20 protein-coding genes are annotated in these 19,715 nt (G+C 58.1%); 10 read left to right on the top strand and 10 right to left on the bottom strand.

Annotated elements, in window-relative coordinates; all coding sequences use genetic code 11:
- Nucleotides 1-168: 168 nt before the first annotated feature.
- Complete coding sequence (locus P2R09_RS01890; protein WP_003851859.1) at nucleotides 169-891, top strand: ATP-binding cassette domain-containing protein; 723 nt, start codon at nucleotides 169-171, stop codon at nucleotides 889-891.
- 3 nt (nucleotides 892-894) lie between these two features.
- Here P2R09_RS01890 and bioD read toward each other — a convergent pair whose 3' ends face one another.
- From bioD to bioB, 4 genes are read right to left on the bottom strand one after another with little or no spacing between them, the layout of a single operon-like run.
- Complete coding sequence (bioD, locus tag P2R09_RS01885; protein WP_275766595.1) at nucleotides 895-1,566, bottom strand: dethiobiotin synthase; 672 nt, start codon at nucleotides 1,564-1,566, stop codon at nucleotides 895-897.
- Nucleotides 1,563-2,318 (bottom strand): malonyl-ACP O-methyltransferase BioC, encoded by a 756-nt coding sequence (gene bioC / locus P2R09_RS01880; protein WP_275766593.1) that lies wholly within the window; start codon nucleotides 2,316-2,318, stop codon nucleotides 1,563-1,565. Before bioC ends, bioD begins: the two co-directional genes overlap by 4 nt.
- Nucleotides 2,302-3,453: an 8-amino-7-oxononanoate synthase gene (bioF, locus tag P2R09_RS01875; protein ID WP_275766591.1), complete on the bottom strand. Its 1,152-nt coding sequence runs from the start codon at nucleotides 3,451-3,453 to the stop codon at nucleotides 2,302-2,304. Before bioF ends, bioC begins: the two co-directional genes overlap by 17 nt.
- Complete coding sequence (gene bioB / locus P2R09_RS01870) at nucleotides 3,453-4,484, bottom strand: biotin synthase BioB (protein WP_275766588.1); 1,032 nt, start codon at nucleotides 4,482-4,484, stop codon at nucleotides 3,453-3,455. The genes bioF and bioB overlap by 1 nt, the downstream gene beginning before the upstream one ends.
- Before the next feature lie 86 nt (nucleotides 4,485-4,570).
- Here bioB and bioA point away from each other — a divergent pair, with 86 nt between their 5' ends.
- Entirely contained in the window at nucleotides 4,571-5,875 is a 1,305-nt protein-coding gene (bioA, locus tag P2R09_RS01865) for an adenosylmethionine--8-amino-7-oxononanoate transaminase (protein WP_275766586.1), read from the top strand.
- Between the two features lie 75 nt (nucleotides 5,876-5,950).
- Nucleotides 5,951-6,427 (top strand): kinase inhibitor, encoded by a 477-nt coding sequence (locus tag P2R09_RS01860; protein ID WP_275766584.1) that lies wholly within the window; start codon nucleotides 5,951-5,953, stop codon nucleotides 6,425-6,427.
- A 278-nt stretch (nucleotides 6,428-6,705) separates the two neighbouring features.
- Here the strand turns inward: P2R09_RS01860 and pgl are convergent, their stop codons facing one another.
- Nucleotides 6,706-7,707 carry a 6-phosphogluconolactonase gene (gene pgl, locus P2R09_RS01855; protein WP_039659206.1) on the bottom strand — a complete coding sequence of 334 codons (1,002 nt, stop codon included), beginning with the start codon at nucleotides 7,705-7,707 and terminating at the stop codon, nucleotides 6,706-6,708.
- Between the two features lie 155 nt (nucleotides 7,708-7,862).
- Here pgl and P2R09_RS01850 point away from each other — a divergent pair, with 155 nt between their 5' ends.
- Nucleotides 7,863-8,681: a pyridoxal phosphatase gene (locus tag P2R09_RS01850; protein ID WP_003851875.1), complete on the top strand. Its 819-nt coding sequence runs from the start codon at nucleotides 7,863-7,865 to the stop codon at nucleotides 8,679-8,681.
- Here the strand turns inward: P2R09_RS01850 and modC are convergent, their stop codons facing one another.
- The 4 genes from modC to P2R09_RS01830 all read right to left on the bottom strand — a co-directional run bounded on the left by modC (nucleotide 8,682) and on the right by P2R09_RS01830 (nucleotide 11,500).
- Nucleotides 8,682-9,740: a molybdenum ABC transporter ATP-binding protein ModC gene (gene modC / locus P2R09_RS01845; protein WP_275766579.1), complete on the bottom strand. Its 1,059-nt coding sequence runs from the start codon at nucleotides 9,738-9,740 to the stop codon at nucleotides 8,682-8,684.
- A complete protein-coding gene (gene modB, locus P2R09_RS01840) occupies nucleotides 9,740-10,429 on the bottom strand; it encodes a molybdate ABC transporter permease subunit (protein WP_275766576.1) in 690 nt (229 codons plus the stop codon). Before modB ends, modC begins: the two co-directional genes overlap by 1 nt.
- On the bottom strand, nucleotides 10,426-11,199 hold the full coding sequence (gene modA / locus P2R09_RS01835; protein ID WP_275766574.1) for a molybdate ABC transporter substrate-binding protein: 774 nt from the start codon (nucleotides 11,197-11,199) through the stop codon (nucleotides 10,426-10,428). The genes modB and modA overlap by 4 nt, the downstream gene beginning before the upstream one ends.
- 145 nt (nucleotides 11,200-11,344) lie before the next feature.
- Entirely contained in the window at nucleotides 11,345-11,500 is a 156-nt protein-coding gene (locus tag P2R09_RS01830; RefSeq protein WP_008925042.1) for an AcrZ family multidrug efflux pump-associated protein, read from the bottom strand.
- A gap of 136 nt (nucleotides 11,501-11,636) precedes the next feature.
- On the opposite strand from P2R09_RS01830, the gene modE reads away from it, so the two are divergent.
- The 6 genes from modE to gpmA all read left to right on the top strand — a co-directional run bounded on the left by modE (nucleotide 11,637) and on the right by gpmA (nucleotide 18,322).
- Nucleotides 11,637-12,419, top strand: coding sequence for a molybdenum-dependent transcriptional regulator (modE, locus tag P2R09_RS01825; RefSeq protein WP_275766570.1), 783 nt, complete (start codon nucleotides 11,637-11,639; stop codon nucleotides 12,417-12,419).
- Nucleotides 12,420-12,488: 69 nt separating this feature from the next.
- Nucleotides 12,489-13,961 carry a molybdate ABC transporter ATP-binding protein ModF gene (modF, locus tag P2R09_RS01820; protein ID WP_275766567.1) on the top strand — a complete coding sequence of 491 codons (1,473 nt, stop codon included), beginning with the start codon at nucleotides 12,489-12,491 and terminating at the stop codon, nucleotides 13,959-13,961.
- Nucleotides 13,962-14,198: 237 nt separating this feature from the next.
- The gene (galT, locus tag P2R09_RS01815) at nucleotides 14,199-15,245 is read left to right on the top strand and encodes a galactose-1-phosphate uridylyltransferase (RefSeq protein ID WP_275766564.1); all 1,047 of its coding nucleotides are present in this window, start codon (nucleotides 14,199-14,201) and stop codon (nucleotides 15,243-15,245) included.
- The gene (gene galK, locus P2R09_RS01810) at nucleotides 15,242-16,390 is read left to right on the top strand and encodes a galactokinase (RefSeq protein ID WP_275766561.1); all 1,149 of its coding nucleotides are present in this window, start codon (nucleotides 15,242-15,244) and stop codon (nucleotides 16,388-16,390) included. The genes galT and galK overlap by 4 nt, the downstream gene beginning before the upstream one ends.
- Nucleotides 16,384-17,418, top strand: coding sequence for a galactose-1-epimerase (gene galM / locus P2R09_RS01805; RefSeq protein WP_275766558.1), 1,035 nt, complete (start codon nucleotides 16,384-16,386; stop codon nucleotides 17,416-17,418). Before galK ends, galM begins: the two co-directional genes overlap by 7 nt.
- Before the next feature lie 151 nt (nucleotides 17,419-17,569).
- Nucleotides 17,570-18,322, top strand: a complete 753-nt coding sequence (gene gpmA, locus P2R09_RS01800; protein WP_003851893.1) for a 2,3-diphosphoglycerate-dependent phosphoglycerate mutase — start codon at nucleotides 17,570-17,572, stop codon at nucleotides 18,320-18,322.
- A 75-nt stretch (nucleotides 18,323-18,397) separates the two neighbouring features.
- On the opposite strand, the gene aroG is transcribed toward gpmA, so the two are convergent.
- Nucleotides 18,398-19,450 carry a 3-deoxy-7-phosphoheptulonate synthase AroG gene (gene aroG / locus P2R09_RS01795; protein ID WP_275766552.1) on the bottom strand — a complete coding sequence of 351 codons (1,053 nt, stop codon included), beginning with the start codon at nucleotides 19,448-19,450 and terminating at the stop codon, nucleotides 18,398-18,400.
- Nucleotides 19,451-19,715 lie beyond the last annotated feature (265 nt).

The raw sequence follows: 19,715 nt of genomic DNA, 5'->3' as shown, positions 1-19,715 counted from the left end.
GAATCAGGACCGTTTTTAGATCTGGCCTGAGAATTGCAGGAGTGACTGGCGTCAACGCGCTTCACGCGCACTGTGCTGCAATAGCGAGACAGCTGTTGCTGATGACTTGTTTGCCAGACGACAGAGAGCGGATGCAATCAGGCTAATGATCGGGAAGGAGAGTGTCAGATGCTGAGTCTACGTTCGGTCAATCAATTTTATGGTCAGAACCATATTCTGTGGGATGTGGATCTGGATCTGGCACCTGGCACCTGCACGGGCGTTCTGGGTCGTCAAGGCATGGGGAAAACCACGCTGGTCAACTGCATCATGGGCAGACTGCCGATTAACAGCGGCTCTATCTCCTGGAAAGAGGATGGCTCACCGCCGGAAGATCTGCTGCTGCAGCCCGCTGAACAGCGAGCGCAGATGGGCATTGGCTATGTGCCACAGGGCCGCCATATTTTTACGCAGATGAGCGTGGAAGATAACCTGCTGATTGCCCTGCTGGCGGGGGCCAGCCAGCGTGATCGCCATCGCGCCATTCCCGAAATGGTATTTGATTTGTTTCCGGCACTTTATTCACTGCGACAGCAGCGCAGCGGCGATCTGCCGATCGATCAACAGCAACAGCTGGCCCTGGCGCGCGCATTGGTGCTGCAGCCCAAATTGCTGATTCTGGATGAGCCGACTGACGGGATGTCGCCGTGGCTGGAAGAGGAGATGGGCAACCTGATTCGTCGTCTTAATCTCGACTATGGGCTGACCATCCTGCTCCTTGAACAGCGACTGTCGCTGATCCGTCGCGTGGCAGACTATTTTCTGCTGCTACACCGCGGTCGCAATGTGGCGCAGGGCAGCATGGAACAGCTGGATGACCACACCGTCGATAAGTGGCTGACGGTGGCCTGAGGCTTACGCCGGAAGCGTCAGGTAGTGACCACATGACGCCTGCTGCGCCGCATCGGTAAGATACGGAATCGTGCCCAGACAGGGCGCAGGCAGTCGGTTTTTCAGGCTGGTGAGATACTCCGGATAGCGTTTGCCAGGCGGTTCGACGGTGTTGGCGATCCACCCCACCAGCGGCAGGCCACGCGCCCGTACCGCCTCTGCGGTGAGCATCGCGTGGTTGATGCAGCCGAGCTTAATTCCCACCACCAGAATCACGGGCAGCTTTTCGCTGACTACCCAGTCTGCATAAGTGTGTGTCTCTGACAGCGGCGTGTACCAGCCGCCCGCGCCCTCGACCAGAATCCAGTCCGCCAGTGGCTCCAGCGCCGCCAGACCTGCTGACAAGGCCAGATGGGTAATCGGTCTGCCCTCTTCAGCGCTGACAATGTGCGGCGAGGTGGGTTCCATAAACGCCTGCGGATTCACCTGCTGATAGGTTAACGGCACACTGCTGAATCGCTGTAGCGCCAGTGCATCGCTGTTGCGGATCCCCTCTGGCGTCATCTCACAGCCCGACGCAACCGGCTTATAGCCTGCACAACGAAAGCCTGCGGCAGCTGCGGCCTGCAACAGTGCGCCGCTGGCGACAGTTTTACCGACTTCAGTGTCGGTGCCGGTAATAAAAAACCGTTTCATGAAAGCGTGACTCCATAAATTAAATGGTAACTCAGGCGATAGCCGTGCCGATCGCGCGGCCAGTGCGCCTCTAACTGGTTAAGCCGTTGCCGGGTGAGTATCTGCCCGTCGCGGCCCTGATGCAGATGGGTGGCCCCAATCCCCTTCAGGGATCGCATGGCGCTGAGCGCATCGGGGAAATGCAGCGTCACCTCCTCTGAGCTGCAACGCAGTTGCTCCGCCTGGCAGGCCGCGGCAATCTGCGGCTCGCTAAGAAAGCGGTTGGCGTGCGGCAACGCATCCAGATGAGACCAGGCTTCATGAACCTCCTGCAGCGAACCGTCGCCCAGCGTGGAAAACAGCAGCGTGCCATTGGGTCGCAGCACCCGCCGGAACTGGCGCAGCGCGCCGGGCAGATCTTCACTCCACTGCACCGCCAGGTTGCTCCATACCAGGTCGATGCTGTTATCCGCCAGCGGCAGCGCGTCAATGTCGCCCGCCAGATAGCAGTGCGCTGCGTCATTATCCCGCGCCTGTTGCAGCATCTGTGGTGAGAGATCCAGTGCCGTCACCTGTTTGCCGCGTTCGCGCCACAGCCTGCTGTACCAGCCGGTGCCACATCCGGCATCCAGCAGTTGAACCCCGCTGTGAGCCGGTGCAAGAGCCAGCAGCGCATCGCCGCTAAGGCGTTGCAGCGCCGCATGGGCGTCGTAATGGCTGGCCGCCCGGCCAAAGGCGCGTGCAACCGCCTGCTTATCAACCCGCAGCGTCATGCAGCACCTCCAGTAACCGATCGATATCTTCCTGGCGATGTGCCGCCGTCAGGGTAATGCGCAGCCGTGCCGTTCCCGGCGGCACGGTGGGCGGCCGGATGGCGCTGACCCAGCAGCCCGCTTCAGCCAGACGCTGAGAGAGCGCCATCGCATCGCTATTTTCACCCACCAGCAGCGGCTGAATCGCACTCTCTGAGTTCATCAGTTGCCACGGCAGTGAGGCTGCGCCGCGCCGGAAATGCCGGATGTTCTGCTGCAGCTGCTGGCGCAGTGCATCGCCCTGCTGAATGACCTGCAGCGCCGCCTGCAGTGCAACAGCCTGCGCGGTGGGCATCGCGGTGGAGTAGATCAGATGCCGGCTGAACTGCAGGAAATAGTCGGCCGTGTCCGCATCACAGAGCAGCGCGGCACCGCTGACGCCAAAGGCTTTGCCAAAGGTGACCACCAACAGTTCCGGTTTAACGCCCTGCTGCCAGCAGCTGCCGCGCCCCTGCTCACCCACTACGCCGATGCCGTGCGCATCATCCACCAGCAGCCAGCCCTCAGCCTGGCGCGTCTGTTGCGCCAGTGCAGCCAGCGGCGCGCTGTCACCATCCATGCTGAAAATGCCCTCAGTCACAACCAGCGTTTCCCCCTGGCAGGGTAATGCGAGCCGCACCGCCAGACTCTCGGGTGCGTTATGACTGAAACGACGCAGCTGCGCCGGGCTGTGGCTGGCAGCGTCGAGTAGCGAGGCATGGCTGAGTTTATCGGCCAGGATACGATCGTTTTTCTCACCCAGCAGATGAATCACCGCCTGATTGGCGGCAAAGCCAGAGATGAACAGCAGTGCACGGTCGTAGCCGAGCCAGTCGGCCAGTTGCGCCTCAAGATCGGCGTGCTGACGGTGATAACCGGTGACATGCCCTGAAGCGCCCGCCCCCGCACCTGCCAGCACAGCGCCCTGCTGCCAGCCGGCAATCACCGCCGGATGGCGGGTTAAGCCGAGATAGTCATTGCTGGAGAAATGGAGATAGTTACGGCCACCGCTTTGCAGTGTGCGGGTCGATTGCTCATCGATAACCCGACGCTGCCGCCAGCCATCAGCCGCACGGCGCTGCGCCAGCCCCTGCCGGAGTCGTTGCTGCCAGCTCATTACAGCGCCGCGTTATAAAACTGTTCAGTGTCGGCATGGAACAGCTGCTCGCTGAGTTGCTGCTCCTGCTGCTGATCGCCATGTTGGGTGTGAGTATGCTCCGGGTTCAGCCCCAGTTTGCGGAACAGCACGCGGTCTTTATCCTCTTCCGGATTCGGTGTGGTGAGCAGTTTGCAGCCGTAGAAAATCGAGTTCGCCCCGGCCATAAAGCACATCGCCTGAGTCTGCTCGTTCATCTGCTCGCGGCCCGCGGAGAGACGGACATGCGAGGTCGGCATCATGATGCGCGCCACCGCGATGGTGCGGATAAAATCGAACGGTTCGACGTCATCGTTATCCGCCAGCGGTGTACCTTTTACTTTCACCAGCATGTTGATCGGCACGCTCTCCGGCGGCGTCGGCAGGTTAGCTAACTGCACCAGCAGACCGGCACGGTCGTTCACGGTTTCGCCCAGGCCAACGATGCCGCCTGAACAGACTTTGATCCCGGCGTCACGCACTTTGCCCAGCGTATCCAGACGTTCCTGATAGCTGCGAGTGGTGATAATGGAGCCGTAGAATTCCGGTGAGGTGTCGAGGTTATGGTTGTAGTAATCGAGGCCCGCGCCCGCCAGGCGCTGCGCCTGGTCGTCGCTGAGCGTGCCCAGCGTCATGCAGGTTTCCATCCCCATCGCCTTCACGCCTTCGACCATCTTTTCCAGGTAAGGCATATCGCGCTCGTGCGGGTTTTTCCACGCGGCTCCCATGCAGAAACGGGTTGAACCCGCGGCTTTGGCCTGACGCGCGGAGGTTAGCACCTCCTCCACTTCCATCAGACGTTCCGACTCCAGGCCGGTCTTGTAACGCGCGCTCTGCGGGCAGTATTTGCAATCTTCCGGACAGGCACCGGTTTTAATCGACAGCAGGGTACTGACCTGCACCTGGCGAGGGTCGAAGTGCTGACGATGCACCTGTTGCGCCTGAAACATGAGTTCGAGAAAAGGTTGATCAAACAGCGCTTGCGCCTGTGCAATTGTCCAGCGTTGAGCCATTACTTACTCCAGAAAAGGGTGTCATCCCGACGAAAAGCAGGGGTATACTTGTAAACTATATTTTTTTATTTTGGTTTACAACTCCGATGACTACCCCTGTTTTTTCCTCAGATGATGCCCGTTTTGACCGCCAGCATATCTGGCATCCCTACACCTCCATGCAGGATCCGCTGCCCTGCTATCCGGTCGTTGCCGCCCAAGGGTTTCAGCTGCAACTGGCCGATGGCCGTGAGCTGGTAGATGGGATGTCATCATGGTGGGCGGCGATCCACGGCTATAACCATCCCCGCCTGAACCGGGCACTGACGGAGCAGGTCACACAGATGTCGCACGTGATGTTTGGCGGCATTACCCACCCGGCGGCGGTGGCGCTCTGCCGTCAGCTGGTGGCGATAACACCTGAGCCGCTGGAGTGCGTTTTCCTGGCCGATTCCGGCTCGGTGGCGGTGGAAGTGTCGATGAAAATGGCGCTGCAGTACTGGCTGGGTCGGGGCGAAACCCGCCAGCAGTTCCTGACGCTGAAGCGCGGCTATCACGGCGATACCTTTGCCGCGATGTCGGTGTGCGATCCCGATAACTCAATGCACAGCCTGTGGCGCGGCTATCTGCCCGAGCATCATTTTGCGGCAGCTCCCGCCTGCGGTTTTGATGATGAGTGGGACGAACGCGATTTCGATGATTTCGCCCGCCTGATTGAACAGCATCACCGGCAGCTGGCGGCGGTGATTCTGGAGCCAATAGTACAGGGGGCGGGCGGCATGCGTTTCTATCATCCACGCTATCTGCAGCAGGTGCGGGAAGCTTGTAATCGCTATGGCGTGCTGTTGATCGCCGATGAGATCGCAACCGGCTTTGGCCGCACCGGCAAACTCTTCGCCTGTGAACACGCGGACATCACGCCGGATATACTCTGCGTCGGTAAAGCGCTGACCGGCGGCATGATGACGCTGGCGGCGACGCTGACCACCCGCGACGTGGCCAACACCATCAGTCGCAGCGCGGCAGGCTGTTTCATGCATGGTCCGACCTTTATGGGCAACCCGCTGGCCTGCGCGGTCGCGGCAGAAAGCCTGACCATGCTGGCGGAAGGAGACTGGCAGCATCAGGTGGCCGCCATCGAACAGCAGCTGCGTGCTGAGCTGCTGCCGCTACGCAACTCACCGCAGGTGGCCGATGTGCGCGTGCTGGGCGCAATTGGCGTGGTGGAAACGCATCAGGCGGTCAACATGGCGGCGCTACAGCAGTTCTTTGTTGAACAGGGCGTCTGGATCCGGCCATTTGGTCGTCTGATCTACCTGATGCCGCCCTACATCATCACGCCACAGGCACTGAGTCAGCTGGTGCAGGCGATAGGCGGCGCGCTGGAACATTCGCAACATTTTGCTGCCTGAAGCGGGCTGACCGCTGGCACTGGTGGCGCTTTTGGTTATGATGAAAGGCTATTCATCGACAATTGAGGAGATGTGATGCGCGTTTTTAGTCAGGATTTTAATGACGGCGAGAAGATGCCTGAAAAGCATGTTTTCAACGGCATGGGTTATCAGGGCGAGAATATCTCTCCCCATCTTGCCTGGGAAGCGGCGCCGGATGGCACCAAAAGTTTCGTGGTGACCTGCTACGATCCTGATGCCCCGACCGGTTCGGGCTGGTGGCACTGGGTGGTGGCGAATATTCCGGCCAGCACCACGTCACTGCCACAGGGTGCTGGTTCCGGCAAAGCGTCACTGCCAGCAGGCGCAATTCAGACCCGTACCGATTTCGGTCAGGCGGGCTACGGTGGCGCGGCGCCGCCGCAGGGCGAAACCCATCGCTACATTTTCACCGTGCATGCGCTGGATGTGGAGACGATTGAGGTGGATGAGGGCGCCAGCGGCGCAATGGTCGGCTTTAATGTGCATTTCCACGCACTGGCGAGCGCCTCGCTGACAGTGAATTATCAGTAATTCAGTACATCTTTCCCGACCGGGAGAGGTGTACTTAAAAGTCTGTCCCGGTTAGCTGTGAGACCGAGCCAGCGCAGGAAATTCGGTCAAATCGGAAAGTCGCTTACGCCAATCCCTGGCTCGCTCGGCCCGCGCCGTCCATGGCGCGGGACGCTTTCCTCCTCTGACCGTATTCCCTGCGTGTTACGCTAATCAATCGCGGCCAGATGCCCCCTGATTTGAGTTTTTCAACCGTCTGAATGCCTCTCCCGCCCGGGAGAGGCATTTTTCATGGTGCGTTACGCCTGCAACTGATGAATTACGACCCACATCGGGCCCTGCCCTACTGCATAACGTCCCAGCGGCTGTAACAGCCCTTTTGGTTCACTAATCGCATAGACTTCGATGTGATGCGATTTCTGTCCCGCCGCCACCAGATAGCGTCCGCTGTGATCGATATTGAATCCGCGCGGCTGCGTTTCCGTCGGCTGGAACCCTTCCAAAGTCAGCTCGTCACCCAGCTCGCTGACGCTGAACACCGCCAGGGTGCTGCTGGTGCGATCGCAGGCGTAGAGGAAACGGCCATCCGGCGTCAGGTGAATATCCGCTGCCCAGCGCGTACCGGTGAAGTCAGGTGGCATCATATCCAGCGTCTGCACGCTTTCTGCTTCACCTTCACCCGTATTTAATGCCCAGACCTCAACCGTGCTGTCGAGCTCGTTCACGCAGTAAGCGAACTGACCGCCCGGATGGAACTGCATGTGGCGCGGGCCAGCGCCTTCTACTGTCGTGACCTGCGCCTGCTTACGCGGCGTCAGCTGACCGTCAGCGCCCAGCGAGAAAAGACAGATACGATCCTGCTTCAGTGCCGGCACATACAGGGTCTTATTGTCAGTGTCGATGTTGGCCGAGTGGCAGCCATCCAGACCGTTGATCACCTGCAGCGGAGCCTGTGGAATGCCGTCATCGCCAATCGGGCTGACGCTGACGCAGGCATCATTGTAGGAGCCGCAGAACAGGAACCGGCCCTCACGATCGGTGGAAATGTGGGTCGGACTGCCGGGCAACGGTGCCTGACCCGCTTCGGTCAGCGTGCCATCAGCGGCAATCTTAAACGCCAGCACGCGAAAATTGGGACGCACGCCGACATAGAGAAAATCGCGCTTCGGACTCACCACCATCGGCTGAACCTGGCCGGCGACATCGGTCACCTGAAGCAACGTCAGCGCACCCTCATCATTCATCTGCCAGACGTGAATCTGCTGGCTCTCGGGACTGGCGGTGTAAACAACCTGTTTCATGCATTCTCCTTTTTTGCTGCCTTGTCATGATCTTTGAATCACTGTAGCGCGTTTTATTGCCCTACGCTGGAATCATTTGTGCCCTGTTTTTTGTCTCCGGGCCGTGGTCAGGTGTAGACTTCAGCCCCTGCAAACCTGGAAAAACGTGAGGATTAATGAGCTACCGTGTAATTGCCCTCGACCTCGACGGCACGCTGCTGACCCCAGCCAAGACGATTCTGCCGCAGTCAATCGATGTGTTAAACCAGGCCCGCCAGGCGGGCGTTCATGTCGCTATCGTCACCGGACGCCATCACTGCGCTATTCATCCTTTTTATCAGGCGTTACAGCTGGATACCCCCGCAATCTGCTGTAATGGTACCTACCTGTATGATTACCAGGCAAAAAAGGTGCTGGCGTCCGATCCCATGGACCCGCAACTGGCGTTACAGGTCATTGAGATGCTGGATCAGCAGCGTATTCACGGGTTGCTCTACGTGGATGATGCAATGCTCTATCAGACGCCGACCGGTCACGTGATGCGCACACTGAAGTGGGCCGAATCACTGCCTGCTCATCAGCGTCCGCTGTTCATTCAGGTGCCCGACTTAGCGCAGGCGGCGCGTGACGCCGGTTCGATCTGGAAGTTTGCCCTGTCGCACGACAATCACGAGGAACTGCAGCAGTTCGCCACCCGCGCCGAAGCGGAGCTGGGTCTGGCCTGCGAATGGTCATGGCACGATCAGGTGGATATTGCGAAAGGCGGCAATAGCAAAGGCAAACGGCTGGCGCAGTGGGTTGAATCACTGGGGCTGGACATGTCTGATGTGATTGCGTTCGGGGATAACTACAACGATCTCAGCATGCTGGAAACGGCCGGACTGGGTGTGGCGATGGGCAATGCCGACGACGCGATCAAAGCGCGGGCGAAGCGGGTGATCGGCACCAACCTTGAAACCGGTATTGCCGATACCCTCCGTCAGTACGTCTTGTAATCAGGGCGTTACCGAGACGCTTTTGATCTGGGCATAGAGCCACTGATCCGGCCGGATGCCCAGTTCATCGCGCGCCCACGGCGTAATGCGCGCCCAGAGCTCGCTGATACCGATACGCAGCTTCACTTCCACCTGATCGCCGACCTCAAGCAGTTCTACCACCTGCGCCGGTAAAATGTTGCGGATGGAGCTGTGTTGCGGCGGTTGCAGCGCCAGCGAGACATCAGAAGAGGCGATGCGAATTCGCAGTGGCGTTTTCACCGGCTGATTCACCCGGCTGACCCAGATATGCTGGTCGCCCAGCGACAGCGCGGTCATCGGATAGTCGGGATGCTGCTCAAGCACCAGCACCCGCAGTACGCTGGTCAGTTCGCTTACTGGCAGCCATGGCCGCATCGCGCTGCTGCTCCAGACCCGCTCCAGCGGACCAAAGGCCTTAACCTTGCCCGCATCCAGCACCAGTACGTTATCCGCCAGATGCAGGATCTCATCCAGACTGTGAGAAACGTAAAGCATTGGAATATCGACCTGTTTCGCCAGTTTTTGCAGATAAAGCATCAGTTCACGTTTGCGCGGCAGATCCAGCGACGCCAGCGGCTCATCCAGCAGCAGCATGTCCGGTGCGGTCAACAGCGCACGGCCTATCGCGACCCTCTGCTTTTCCCCGCCAGACAGCGACAGCGGAAAGCGCGGCAGCAGCGCCTCCAACCCCAGCAGCGACACCAGGCTGTCGAACTGCGCTTTCATTGCCGGCGCCATACCGTATTGCAGGTTGCCACGAACCCGATAGTGCGGGAACAGCCGCGCATCCTGAAACACGTAACCGATGCGCCGTTTTTCGGGTGGCAGCGCAATCTTCTGCTCCGCATCAAACAGCAGACGCTCGTTAAGCTGGATCCGCCCGCGCTGCGGCTGGGTCAGCCCGCTAATCGCGTTAATCAGGGACGTCTTACCGGCACCGGAAACACCAAAAATAGCGGTGATCCCTTTGGCCGGGATCTGCAGGTCAACCTCCATCTGGTGATCGCCCTGCTGCTGCATAATGTTGAGTGATAGCATCAGTTTCCCATCCGCTTACGGCCTGCGCGAGCCAGCCATTCCGACGCTAGCAGTGACGCCAGCGCCAGCACGATAGCGATAACGCAGAGGCGCGCCGCCGCACCCTCTGCACCGGGAGTCTCTATCAGAGTAAACATCGCCAGCGGAAGCGTTCGCGTCTCGCCGGGAATATTGGAAACAAAGGTGATGGTGGCCCCGAATTCGCCCAGCGAACGGGCAAACGCCAGCACCGTCCCGACAATCACGCCAGGCAGCGTCAGCGGCAGCGTGATAGTGAAAAAGACGCGCCAGCGCCCGGCACCCAGCGTGCGAGCCGCCTGCTCCAGCCGGATATCCACCGCTTCCAGCGCCAGCCGGATGGCACGCACCATCAACGGAAAGGCGATGACAGCAGACGCCAGTGCGGCGCCGCGCCAGCTGAAAGCAAAGCTGAAACCGAACCAGTCGAAAAGCTTTTCGCCAATGATGCCGCGCCGGCCCAGGCTAATCAGCAGCAGATAACCCACCACAACCGGCGGCAGCACCAGCGGCAGGTGGATCAGGCTGTCGAGCAGCGCTTTGCCGGGAAAACGGCAACGCACCAGAATCCAGGCCATCAGGATGCCAAACGGCAGACTGCCCAGCACGGCTATGCCAGAGACTTTAAGGCTAAGCAGTACCGCCTGCCATTCGGGATCGCTGAGTATCATTTCGTCGGTGTGAATCCGTAGTGTTTAAAGATAGCCGCGGCCTGCGGTCCTTTCAGATAATCATAAAACGCTTTAACAGTCGCATTGTCGTGCTCGTTCACGATCGCCATCGGATATTCCACCGGTTTATGACTGTTTGCCGGAAAACGCCCGACCACCTGCACTTTGTCAGTGGCAACAGCGTCCGAGCCATAGACAATGCCATAAGGTGTTTCGTTTCGCTCAACCAGCGCCAGCGCCGCGCGCACATTATTGGCTGGCGCTAAAACAGGCGCAACGCTTTCCCAGGCGCCCAGCTTTTGCAGCGCCTCTTTGGCGTAGATGCCGGCCGGAACATGGTCCGGATCGCCAACCGCCAGACGTTCACCGTGCAGCAGTGTTTTCCAGTCGGTCTTTGCGTCCAGCGTCACCGCTTTAGCTGGCGCACTACGTGGTGCAATCAGCACCAGATCATTGCCCAGCAGCGTGTAGCGAGTACGGGTGATAACGTTTTTTTTCGCCACCGCATCATCCATCCACTGCTGATCGGCAGAGATAAACAGGTCGGCAGGGGCACCCTGCTCTAGCTGGCGCGCCAGCGTTGACGATGAGGCGAATGAAGAGACCACCGTCACCCCTTTTTCCTGCTTGTATTGACTGGCAATATCCTGCATCGCGTTGGTCAGTGACGCTGCGGCAAACACGGTAATGTTATCGGCTGCCACAGCCTGCCCGGCCAGCGAAACAGTGATCAGCGCCGCTGCGCCCCAGCGAGTGTAATTCAATGACATGATATTCTCCGGCTATACGTTGTGTAGTGGATAATATAACGCAATGACCGGGAGGTTCAGTAAATTATCGGCAGGAGGAACAAAAGGTTAAATCAGAGAGGAATAATAACGACCACGCCCGCGACGATGGCGGGCGTGGCAGCAATTAATTGTGCGAACGGGCTGAGGATTTTTCGCGATGACCAATTTTAGAAATGACGTTAAACACTTCACCCAGGCCATAAATCATACCCAGCATCAGCGCCATCACCACAGGCACCATCAGGACGGCGAAGGCGAGGCTTTTCAATAATTCCAGCATGGAGAGTCTCACTCTGCTAACAAAAAAGTGATTGTAACGGGTCAGGAAAATTTTGCGCAGCCCTTTTCGTGCTTTTACTTTGGTCACAAAACGCCGCTATCATCGGCCTTCGCCTTAACCCTTTGCCGGAGCTGTCATGGAAGCCGAACTGTCCCTTCATATCCGTTTACAACAGAAACTGTTTGCCGATCCCCGGCGTATTGAGCTGCTGAAACGCGTGCAACAGACCGGGTCGATCAGTCAGGGGGCGAAGCTGGCTGGCATCAGCTACAAAAGTGCCTGGGATGCCATTAATGAGATGAACCAGATGGCGGATGAAACGCTGGTGGCGCGGGCCACAGGCGGTAAAGGCGGCGGTGGCGCCACGCTGACCCGCTACGGCGAACGCCTGATACAGCTGTTTCAGCTGATGGAACAGATTCAGCAGAAAGCGTTCGATGCCCTGCAGCAGGATACGCTGCCGCTCGACAGTCTGCTGGCGGCCATCGCCCGCTTCTCTCTGCAGACCAGCGCCCGCAATCAACTGTTTGGCACCGTGGTCAGCAACGATGCGCAGCAGGTGGTCCAGCATCTTATGATTCAGCTTGCTGATGGCGTCACACAGCTCAATGTGGCGCTGACCCAGCGCAGCGCCGATCGTCTGCAACTGGCGGCAGGTAAAGAGGTCTTGGTACTGATTAAAGCCCCGTGGATCCGTATCAGCCGTGACGCCGCTGAAGAAGACAATCAGCTTCCAGCCACCGTCAGTGCCATCGAGCCCGGTGAGCTGATGAGCGAAGTGCTGATGCAGCTCGCCAGCGGCGAAACCCTGTGCGCCACCCTGAGTCACGATCAGCTGCAGCAGTTGAAGCTGCAGCCGGGCGACGCTGTGATTGCCAGTTTTAATGCAGAAAATGCCATTGTCGCTACCCTGCTCTAGCCGTTGATTTGACTTCATTACGGGCAATGGTTACAACTCAGTGACACGATGCAGAAAATGGAACAGATCATGGCTTCATTGCAGATTTTGCAAGGCACGTTTCATCTTAGCGATACACGGACACTGAACCTGAATCAGGTGGAGCTGCAGCGCGGCGAAAGCTGGGCTTTTGTCGGTGCCAACGGCAGCGGTAAATCCTCTCTGGCGCGCGCGCTTTCCGGTGAACTGCCACCGCTGGCCGGTTCCGTCAGCAGCGATTTCAGACGGCCGGTCCGGTTATCGCTGGAGCAGTTACAGACACTGGTGGCGCAGGAGTGGCAGCGCAACAACACCGATATGCTCAGCGAAGGCGAAGAAGATACCGGACTGACCGTGGCAGAGGTGATTCAGGCGGAGGTGCAGCAGCACGATCGCTGCAAACAGCTTGCCCGGCAGTTTGGCATCGAACCGCTTTTGTCCCGTCGCTTCAAATATCTTTCCACCGGCGAAACCCGTAAAACTCTGCTCTGTCAGGCGTTGATGAACGAGCCCGATCTGCTGATTCTGGATGAGCCGTTTGACGGACTGGATGTGGCGTCACGCGCCAGCCTGACCGACACGCTGCGCAGCCTGCAGCATCCCGCGTTTACCCTGGTGCTGGTGCTCAATCGCTTTGACGACATTCCCGATTTCATTCAGCAGGTTGGTGTGCTGGCGGAGTGCACCCTCACCCACAGCGGGCCGCGCCAGGCCATTTTAACGGAAGCACTGGTGGCACAGCTGGCGCACAGTGAACAGCTGATGGGAATGGCGTTACCGGAGGCGGATGCGCCGGATCAGTTACCCTCACTGACAGATGATGCCCCGCGCGTTATTCTGCGCAACGGCACCGTCTCCTACAACGATCAGCCGGTGATTCAGGGGCTGAACTGGCAGGTCAACGCCGGCGAGCACTGGCAGATCATTGGACCAAACGGTGCCGGAAAATCGACCCTGCTCAGCCTGGTGACCGGCGATCACCCGCAGGGCTACAGCAATGATTTAACCCTGTTTGGGCGCCGTCGCGGCAGCGGCGAAACCATCTGGGAGATCAAACAACATATTGGCTATGTCAGCAGCAGCCTGCATCTTGATTACCGCGTCAGCACCAATGTGCGAACGGTCATTCTGTCGGGCTTCTTCGACTCTATCGGTCTCTATCAGGCGGCATCTGACCGGCAAAAAGCGCTGACACAGCAATGGCTGACGCTGCTGGGAATGGATAACCGGCTGGGCGATGCGCCGTTCCACTCACTCTCCTGGGGACAGCAGCGACTGGTGCTGATTGCCCGCGCGCTGGTTAAGCATCCGACGCTGCTGATTCTGGATGAACCACTGCAGGGACTGGACCCGATTAACCGCCAGCTGGTGCGGCGCTTTGTGGATGTGCTGATTGGCGAAGGGCGGACTCAGCTGCTGTTCGTTTCGCATCATGCTGAAGATGCGCCCGCCTGCATCACGCATCGCCTGAGCTTTGTTCCCGATAATGGCGGCTACGTTTTTCAGCAGGAAACGGTGCGCTAAAGCATTCACATCACGTCCTTCAACGCCGCTACCGCGGCGTTTTAAAGCATATCGGTGTAAGCGCTACCATTCAGCACCGTCTTTAACCCCGCATAACCGCACACAATGCCTCGAAATAAGAATATTCAGCTTGTGTAAACGATACCATTTATCCAGACTTGATCACGCTTTCGGGCGCGCTGATGTGCTACTTTTTACCGATGCCTCTTTGGCTTTTGACGCTTACCAGGATCTCACATGGAAAAATTCAACCCGGTCGATCACCCGCATCGCCGTTACAATCCACTGATTGATCAATGGATTTTAGTTTCACCTCATCGGGCCAAACGTCCGTGGCAAGGCGCGCAGGAAACCCCAGCGGTCAATACTTTACCGGCGCACGATCCGGACTGCTTCCTGTGTGCCGGAAACATCCGCATTACCGGCGATAAAAACCCGGACTATGCGGGCACGTACGTCTTTACCAACGACTTTGCCGCACTGATGACCGACACGCCTGACGCGCCCGAGAGCGACGATATCCTGATGCGCTGTGAAAGCGCACGCGGCACCAGTCGGGTCATCTGCTTCTCGCCCGATCACAGTAAAACGCTGCCGGAGATGTCACTGAGCGCGCTGGAGGAAGTGGTGCGTACCTGGCAGGCGCAGACCGCCGATCTGGGTCAGCACTACCCGTGGGTGCAGGTGTTTGAGAACAAAGGCGCGGCGATGGGCTGCTCCAACCCGCATCCGCACGGTCAGATCTGGGCCAACAGCTTCCTGCCAAATGAAGCGCAGCGCGAAGATGATCATCAGCGCGACTATTTTGCTAAACATGGCTCGCCGATGCTGGTCGATTATCTGGCCCGTGAGCAGCAGGATGGCAGCCGCACCGTGGTGGAAACCGAACACTGGCTGGCCGTGGTGCCGTGGTGGGCGGCCTGGCCGTTTGAAACGCTGCTGCTGCCGAAAGCACACGTTAAACAGCTGACGGACCTCAGCGAAGCCCAGAGCGCCGATCTGGCAAAAGCCATTAAGCTGCTGACCAGCCGCTACGACAATCTGTTCCAGTGCTCCTTCCCCTACTCAATGGGCTGGCACGGCGCGCCGTTTAATGGCGAAGCCAACGATCACTGGCAGCTGCACGCTCACTTCTATCCACCGCTGCTGCGTTCAGCAACGGTGCGTAAATTTATGGTTGGCTATGAAATGCTGGCCGAAACCCAACGCGATTTAACGGCGGAACAGGCGGCGGAACGTCTGCGTTCTGTCAGCGACGTTCACTTCCGTGAGGCACAACAATGAGCTTAAAAACCATCACGCAGCAGCTTTTCTCTGACGCATTCGGCTACGCTGCCACCCATACCATTCAGGCACCGGGCCGCGTTAATCTGATTGGCGAGCACACTGACTATAACGACGGCTTCGTGCTGCCGTGCGCTATCGATTATCAGACGGTCATCGCCTGTGCCCGCCGTGACGATCGCCAGATTCGCGTGGTCGCTGCCGATTATGAGAATGCGCAGGACACGTTCTCGCTGGATGAAGAGATTGTCAGCGTGCAGGAACCGATGTGGGCCAACTATGTGCGTGGCGTGGTGAAACATCTGCAGAAGCGTCATGCCGATTTTGGCGGCATTGATATGGTGATCAGCGGCAATGTGCCACAGGGTGCGGGCCTCAGCTCATCGGCTTCGCTGGAAGTCGCCGTGGGCACCGTGGTACAGCAGCTCTATAACCTGCCACTGGATGGCGCAGCCATCGCGGTGAATGGTCAGGAAGCGGAGAACCAGTTCGTTGGCTGTAACTGCGGCATCATGGACCAGTTGATCTCCGCACTGGGCCAGAAAGATCACGCTATGCTGCTCGACTGCCGCACCCTGGGCACCCGTCCGGTGTCGATGCCGGAAGATATCGCGGTGGTGATCATCAACTCCAACTTCCGTCGTACTCTGGTCGGCAGCGAATACAACACCCGCCGCGAGCAGTGTGAAGCGGGCGCGCGTTTTTTCAATAAGAAAGCGCTGCGTGACGTTGAACTGGCCGAGTTTGAAGCGGCAAAGTCGCAGCTCGATCCACAGGTAGCCAAACGCGTGCGTCACGTTCTGACCGAGAACGCCCGTACACTGGAAGCCGCCGATGCGCTGACGCAGGGCGACCTGACCCGTATGGGCCAGCTGATGGCCGAATCTCACGCCTCAATGCGTGACGATTTCGAAATCACCGTGCCGCCGATCGATACGCTGGTTGAGATCGTGAAAGCGCAGATTGGTGAGCGCGGCGGCGTCCGTATGACCGGCGGCGGCTTTGGTGGCTGCATCGTGGCACTGATGCCACTGGACCTCGTCGATCAGGTTAAAGCCGCCGTGGCAGAACAGTATGAAGCCGCGACCGGCATCAAAGAGACCTTCTACGTCTGTAAAGCCTCTGAAGGAGCCGGTCAATGCTGAATGACGTCAACTCCCATGCGCCCGACGGTCAGCCGTGGCGCATAACCGTGCTGCGCAATGCCAACGGCATGCTGGCAACATTTATGGACTGGGGGGCGACCTGGCTCTCTGCCCGCGTACCGATGCAGGATGGCACGGTGCGTGAAGCGCTGCTCGGCTGCGCCACGCCCTCTGACTATCTGCACCAGGATGCCTATCTGGGTGCCACCGTGGGCCGCTACGCCAACCGCATCGCTGGCGCAAAACTCAATAAACTTAACCGTCAGCTGTTGCCTAACCAGGGCGCACATCAGCTGCATGGCGGACCGGAAGGCTTCGATAAACGCCGCTGGCAAATTGTCAGTCAGTCTGACAGCGAAGTGCATTACCGCATCGATTCACCGGATGGCGATCAGGGCTATCCGGGCAATCTGATTGCTGACGTGCGCTATCAGCTGGATGATCAGAACTGCCTGAGCATCAGTTATGAAGCGCGCTGCGATCAGCCCTGCCCGGTCAATCTGACCAACCATGCTTACTTTAATCTTGATGCGCATCATGGCGACGTCCGCCAGCATCGCTTACAACTGCACGCCGACCAGTATTTACCGGTCGACAGCGAAGGCATTCCGAATGCGCCGCTAAAAGCGGTCGCCGATACCAGCTTTGATTTCCGCAACGCCAAAGTCGTGGCGCAGGACTTCCTGGCAGATGACGACCAGCGTGCAGTGAAGGGCTATGACCACGCGTTTCTGCTTAACAGCGCCGGCGACGAGAGTCAGCCTGCGGCAGAACTCTGGTCAGAAGATGGCAAATTACAGCTCAGCGTGACCACCTCGGCCCCGGCGTTGCAGTTCTACTCCGGCAACTATCTGGCGGGCACCCGTGCCCGTGAGCAGGCGAGCTATAATGCCTTTCAGGGCATTGCGCTGGAGAGTGAATTTTTACCGGATTCGCCTAATCACGCTGAGTGGCCTCAGCCTGATTGCTGGCTGCAGCCGGGAGATCGCTGGGAATCGGTGACGCGTTATCGCTTCACGCCACGCTGAGCCTCCGGCTGAAAAACGCGCAGTGCGTCACACACAGGCTTACGCGCTGCCCGCTTTTCCGTTATGGTATGGCGCAATCAGCTCGTGTATCAGGCGGGCAGCAGCAGGTTTCCAATCTCACAGAAACATCACAGTATTAAGGAGTTAAGCTATGGCTGTAACTAAGCTGGTTCTGGTGCGACACGGCGAAAGCCAGTGGAACAACGAAAACCGCTTTACCGGTTGGTATGATGTTGACCTTTCTGAGAAAGGTCGTGGCGAAGCCAAATCAGCAGGTCAGCTGCTGAAGAAAGAGGGCTTTGTTTTTGATTTCGCTTACACCTCCGTACTGAAGCGTGCAATTCATACGCTGTGGAATGTGCTGGATGAGCTGGATCAGGCCTGGCTGCCGGTTGAGAAAACCTGGCGTCTGAACGAGCGTCACTACGGTGCTCTGCAGGGTCTGGATAAAGCTGAAACTGCCGCCAAATATGGCGACGAGCAGGTTAAGCAGTGGCGTCGCGGCTTTGCCGTCACCCCGCCAGAGCTGGATCGTTCAGATGAGCGCTTCCCGGGCCATGACCCGCGTTACGCGAAACTGACCCCAGAGCAGCTGCCAACCACCGAAAGCCTGGCGCTGACCATCGACCGCGTTATCCCTTACTGGAACGACACCATTCTGCCGCGCATCAAAAGCGGTGAGAAAGTGATCATTGCCGCACACGGCAACTCACTTCGTGCACTGGTAAAATATCTGGATAACCTGAGCGAAGATGAAATCCTCGAACTGAACATCCCTACCGGCGTACCGCTGGTTTATGAGTTCGATGAAAACTTCAAACCGCTGAAACGCTACTACCTGGGCGACCAGGACGAGATTGCCGCGAAAGCTGCAGCCGTTGCGAATCAGGGTAAAGCGAAGTAATTCCTCGCTGAAAGGCAAAAAGGCCAGACGAAAGTCTGGCCTTTTTTTATTAATGACAACGTCTGGCCAGGCAAATCAGCCGCGGCGCTGTTTAACCGCTGCCGCCAGCTGACGCAGCACCTTGTCAGTATCTTCCCAGCCAATGCAGGCGTCGGTAACACTTTTGCCATAGACCAGCGGCTCGCCGCTCTCCAGGCTCTGGTTACCTTCCACCAGATGACTCTCAATCATCACACCGACAATCGCCTGCTCACCGTTAATCAGCTGCTGTGCAACATCGTCTGCCACGACCATCTGACGCTGGAACTGTTTGCTGCTGTTGGCATGGCTGAAATCGATCATCACCTGCTGTGGCAGACCCGCTTTTGCCAGACCCTCTTTGACCTCAGCCACATGCGGCGCGCTGTAGTTTGGCTCTTTTCCGCCGCGCAGAATGATATGGCAATCACCGTTGCCGCTGGTTTCAACAATCGCGGAGTGACCATACTTCGTCACTGACAGGAAACAGTGTGGCGAACCTGCCGCGTTAATCGCATCGATCGCGACCTTAATGGTGCCATCGGTGCCGTTTTTGAAACCCACCGGACAGGAAAGACCCGATGCCAGCTCACGGTGAACCTGAGATTCTGTGGTACGCGCACCAATCGCGCCCCAGCTCATCAGGTCAGCCACGTATTGCGGGGTAATCATATCCAGAAACTCGCCCGCCGCCGGTAAACCGCTGTCGTTAATGTCCAGCAGCAGCTTACGCGCCAGACGCAGACCGTCGTTGAGCTGATAGCTGTTGTCCATATACGGATCGTTGATCAGCCCTTTCCAGCCCACCGTGGTGCGCGGCTTTTCAAAATAGACCCGCATCACCACTTCCAGCTCGCCTTTCAGCTCATCACGCAGCGCCAGCAGGCGATCGGCATACTCTTTCGCCGCGTGTGTGTCATGAATGGAGCAGGGTCCAATCACCACCAGCAGGCGGTCATCCTTGCCCTGCAGGATCTGATGAATCGCCTGACGGGCCTGTGAAACGGTCTGTGCAGCACGATAGGTCGCCGGGAATTTTTCGAGCAGCGCAACCGGAGGTAACAGCTCTTTAATCTCTTTGATGCGTAAGTCATCGTTCTGGTAATTCATACTGATTCCATATTATTTCTGGCCCGGCGCCCGCCGGACACAACCTGCCCAATGTAGCCCGAAGCGCCAGGGGTGTAAATTCCCGCTGCGGGTTAAATGTGCGGGTCATATTTGCATTAATCAGTTTAGCGACTAAACTTTTTAATAGTAAGCACTGAGGAACATCCCGCTTACCAAATTTAATCACCCTGTTTAAGCCAACCGGCGAATTTTATTTCGTCAGGGATTTTATTACCCGAAATTGCACCTCTGGGCTTAAAGCAAC

This window comes from Pantoea sp. Cr_R13 (genome assembly GCF_029222565.1).
Taxonomy (GTDB): Bacteria; Pseudomonadota; Gammaproteobacteria; order Enterobacterales; family Enterobacteriaceae; genus Pantoea; species Pantoea eucalypti.
The sequence above is the reverse complement of the archived record's forward strand: the minus strand, read 5'-3'. Positions and strand labels throughout refer to the sequence as shown.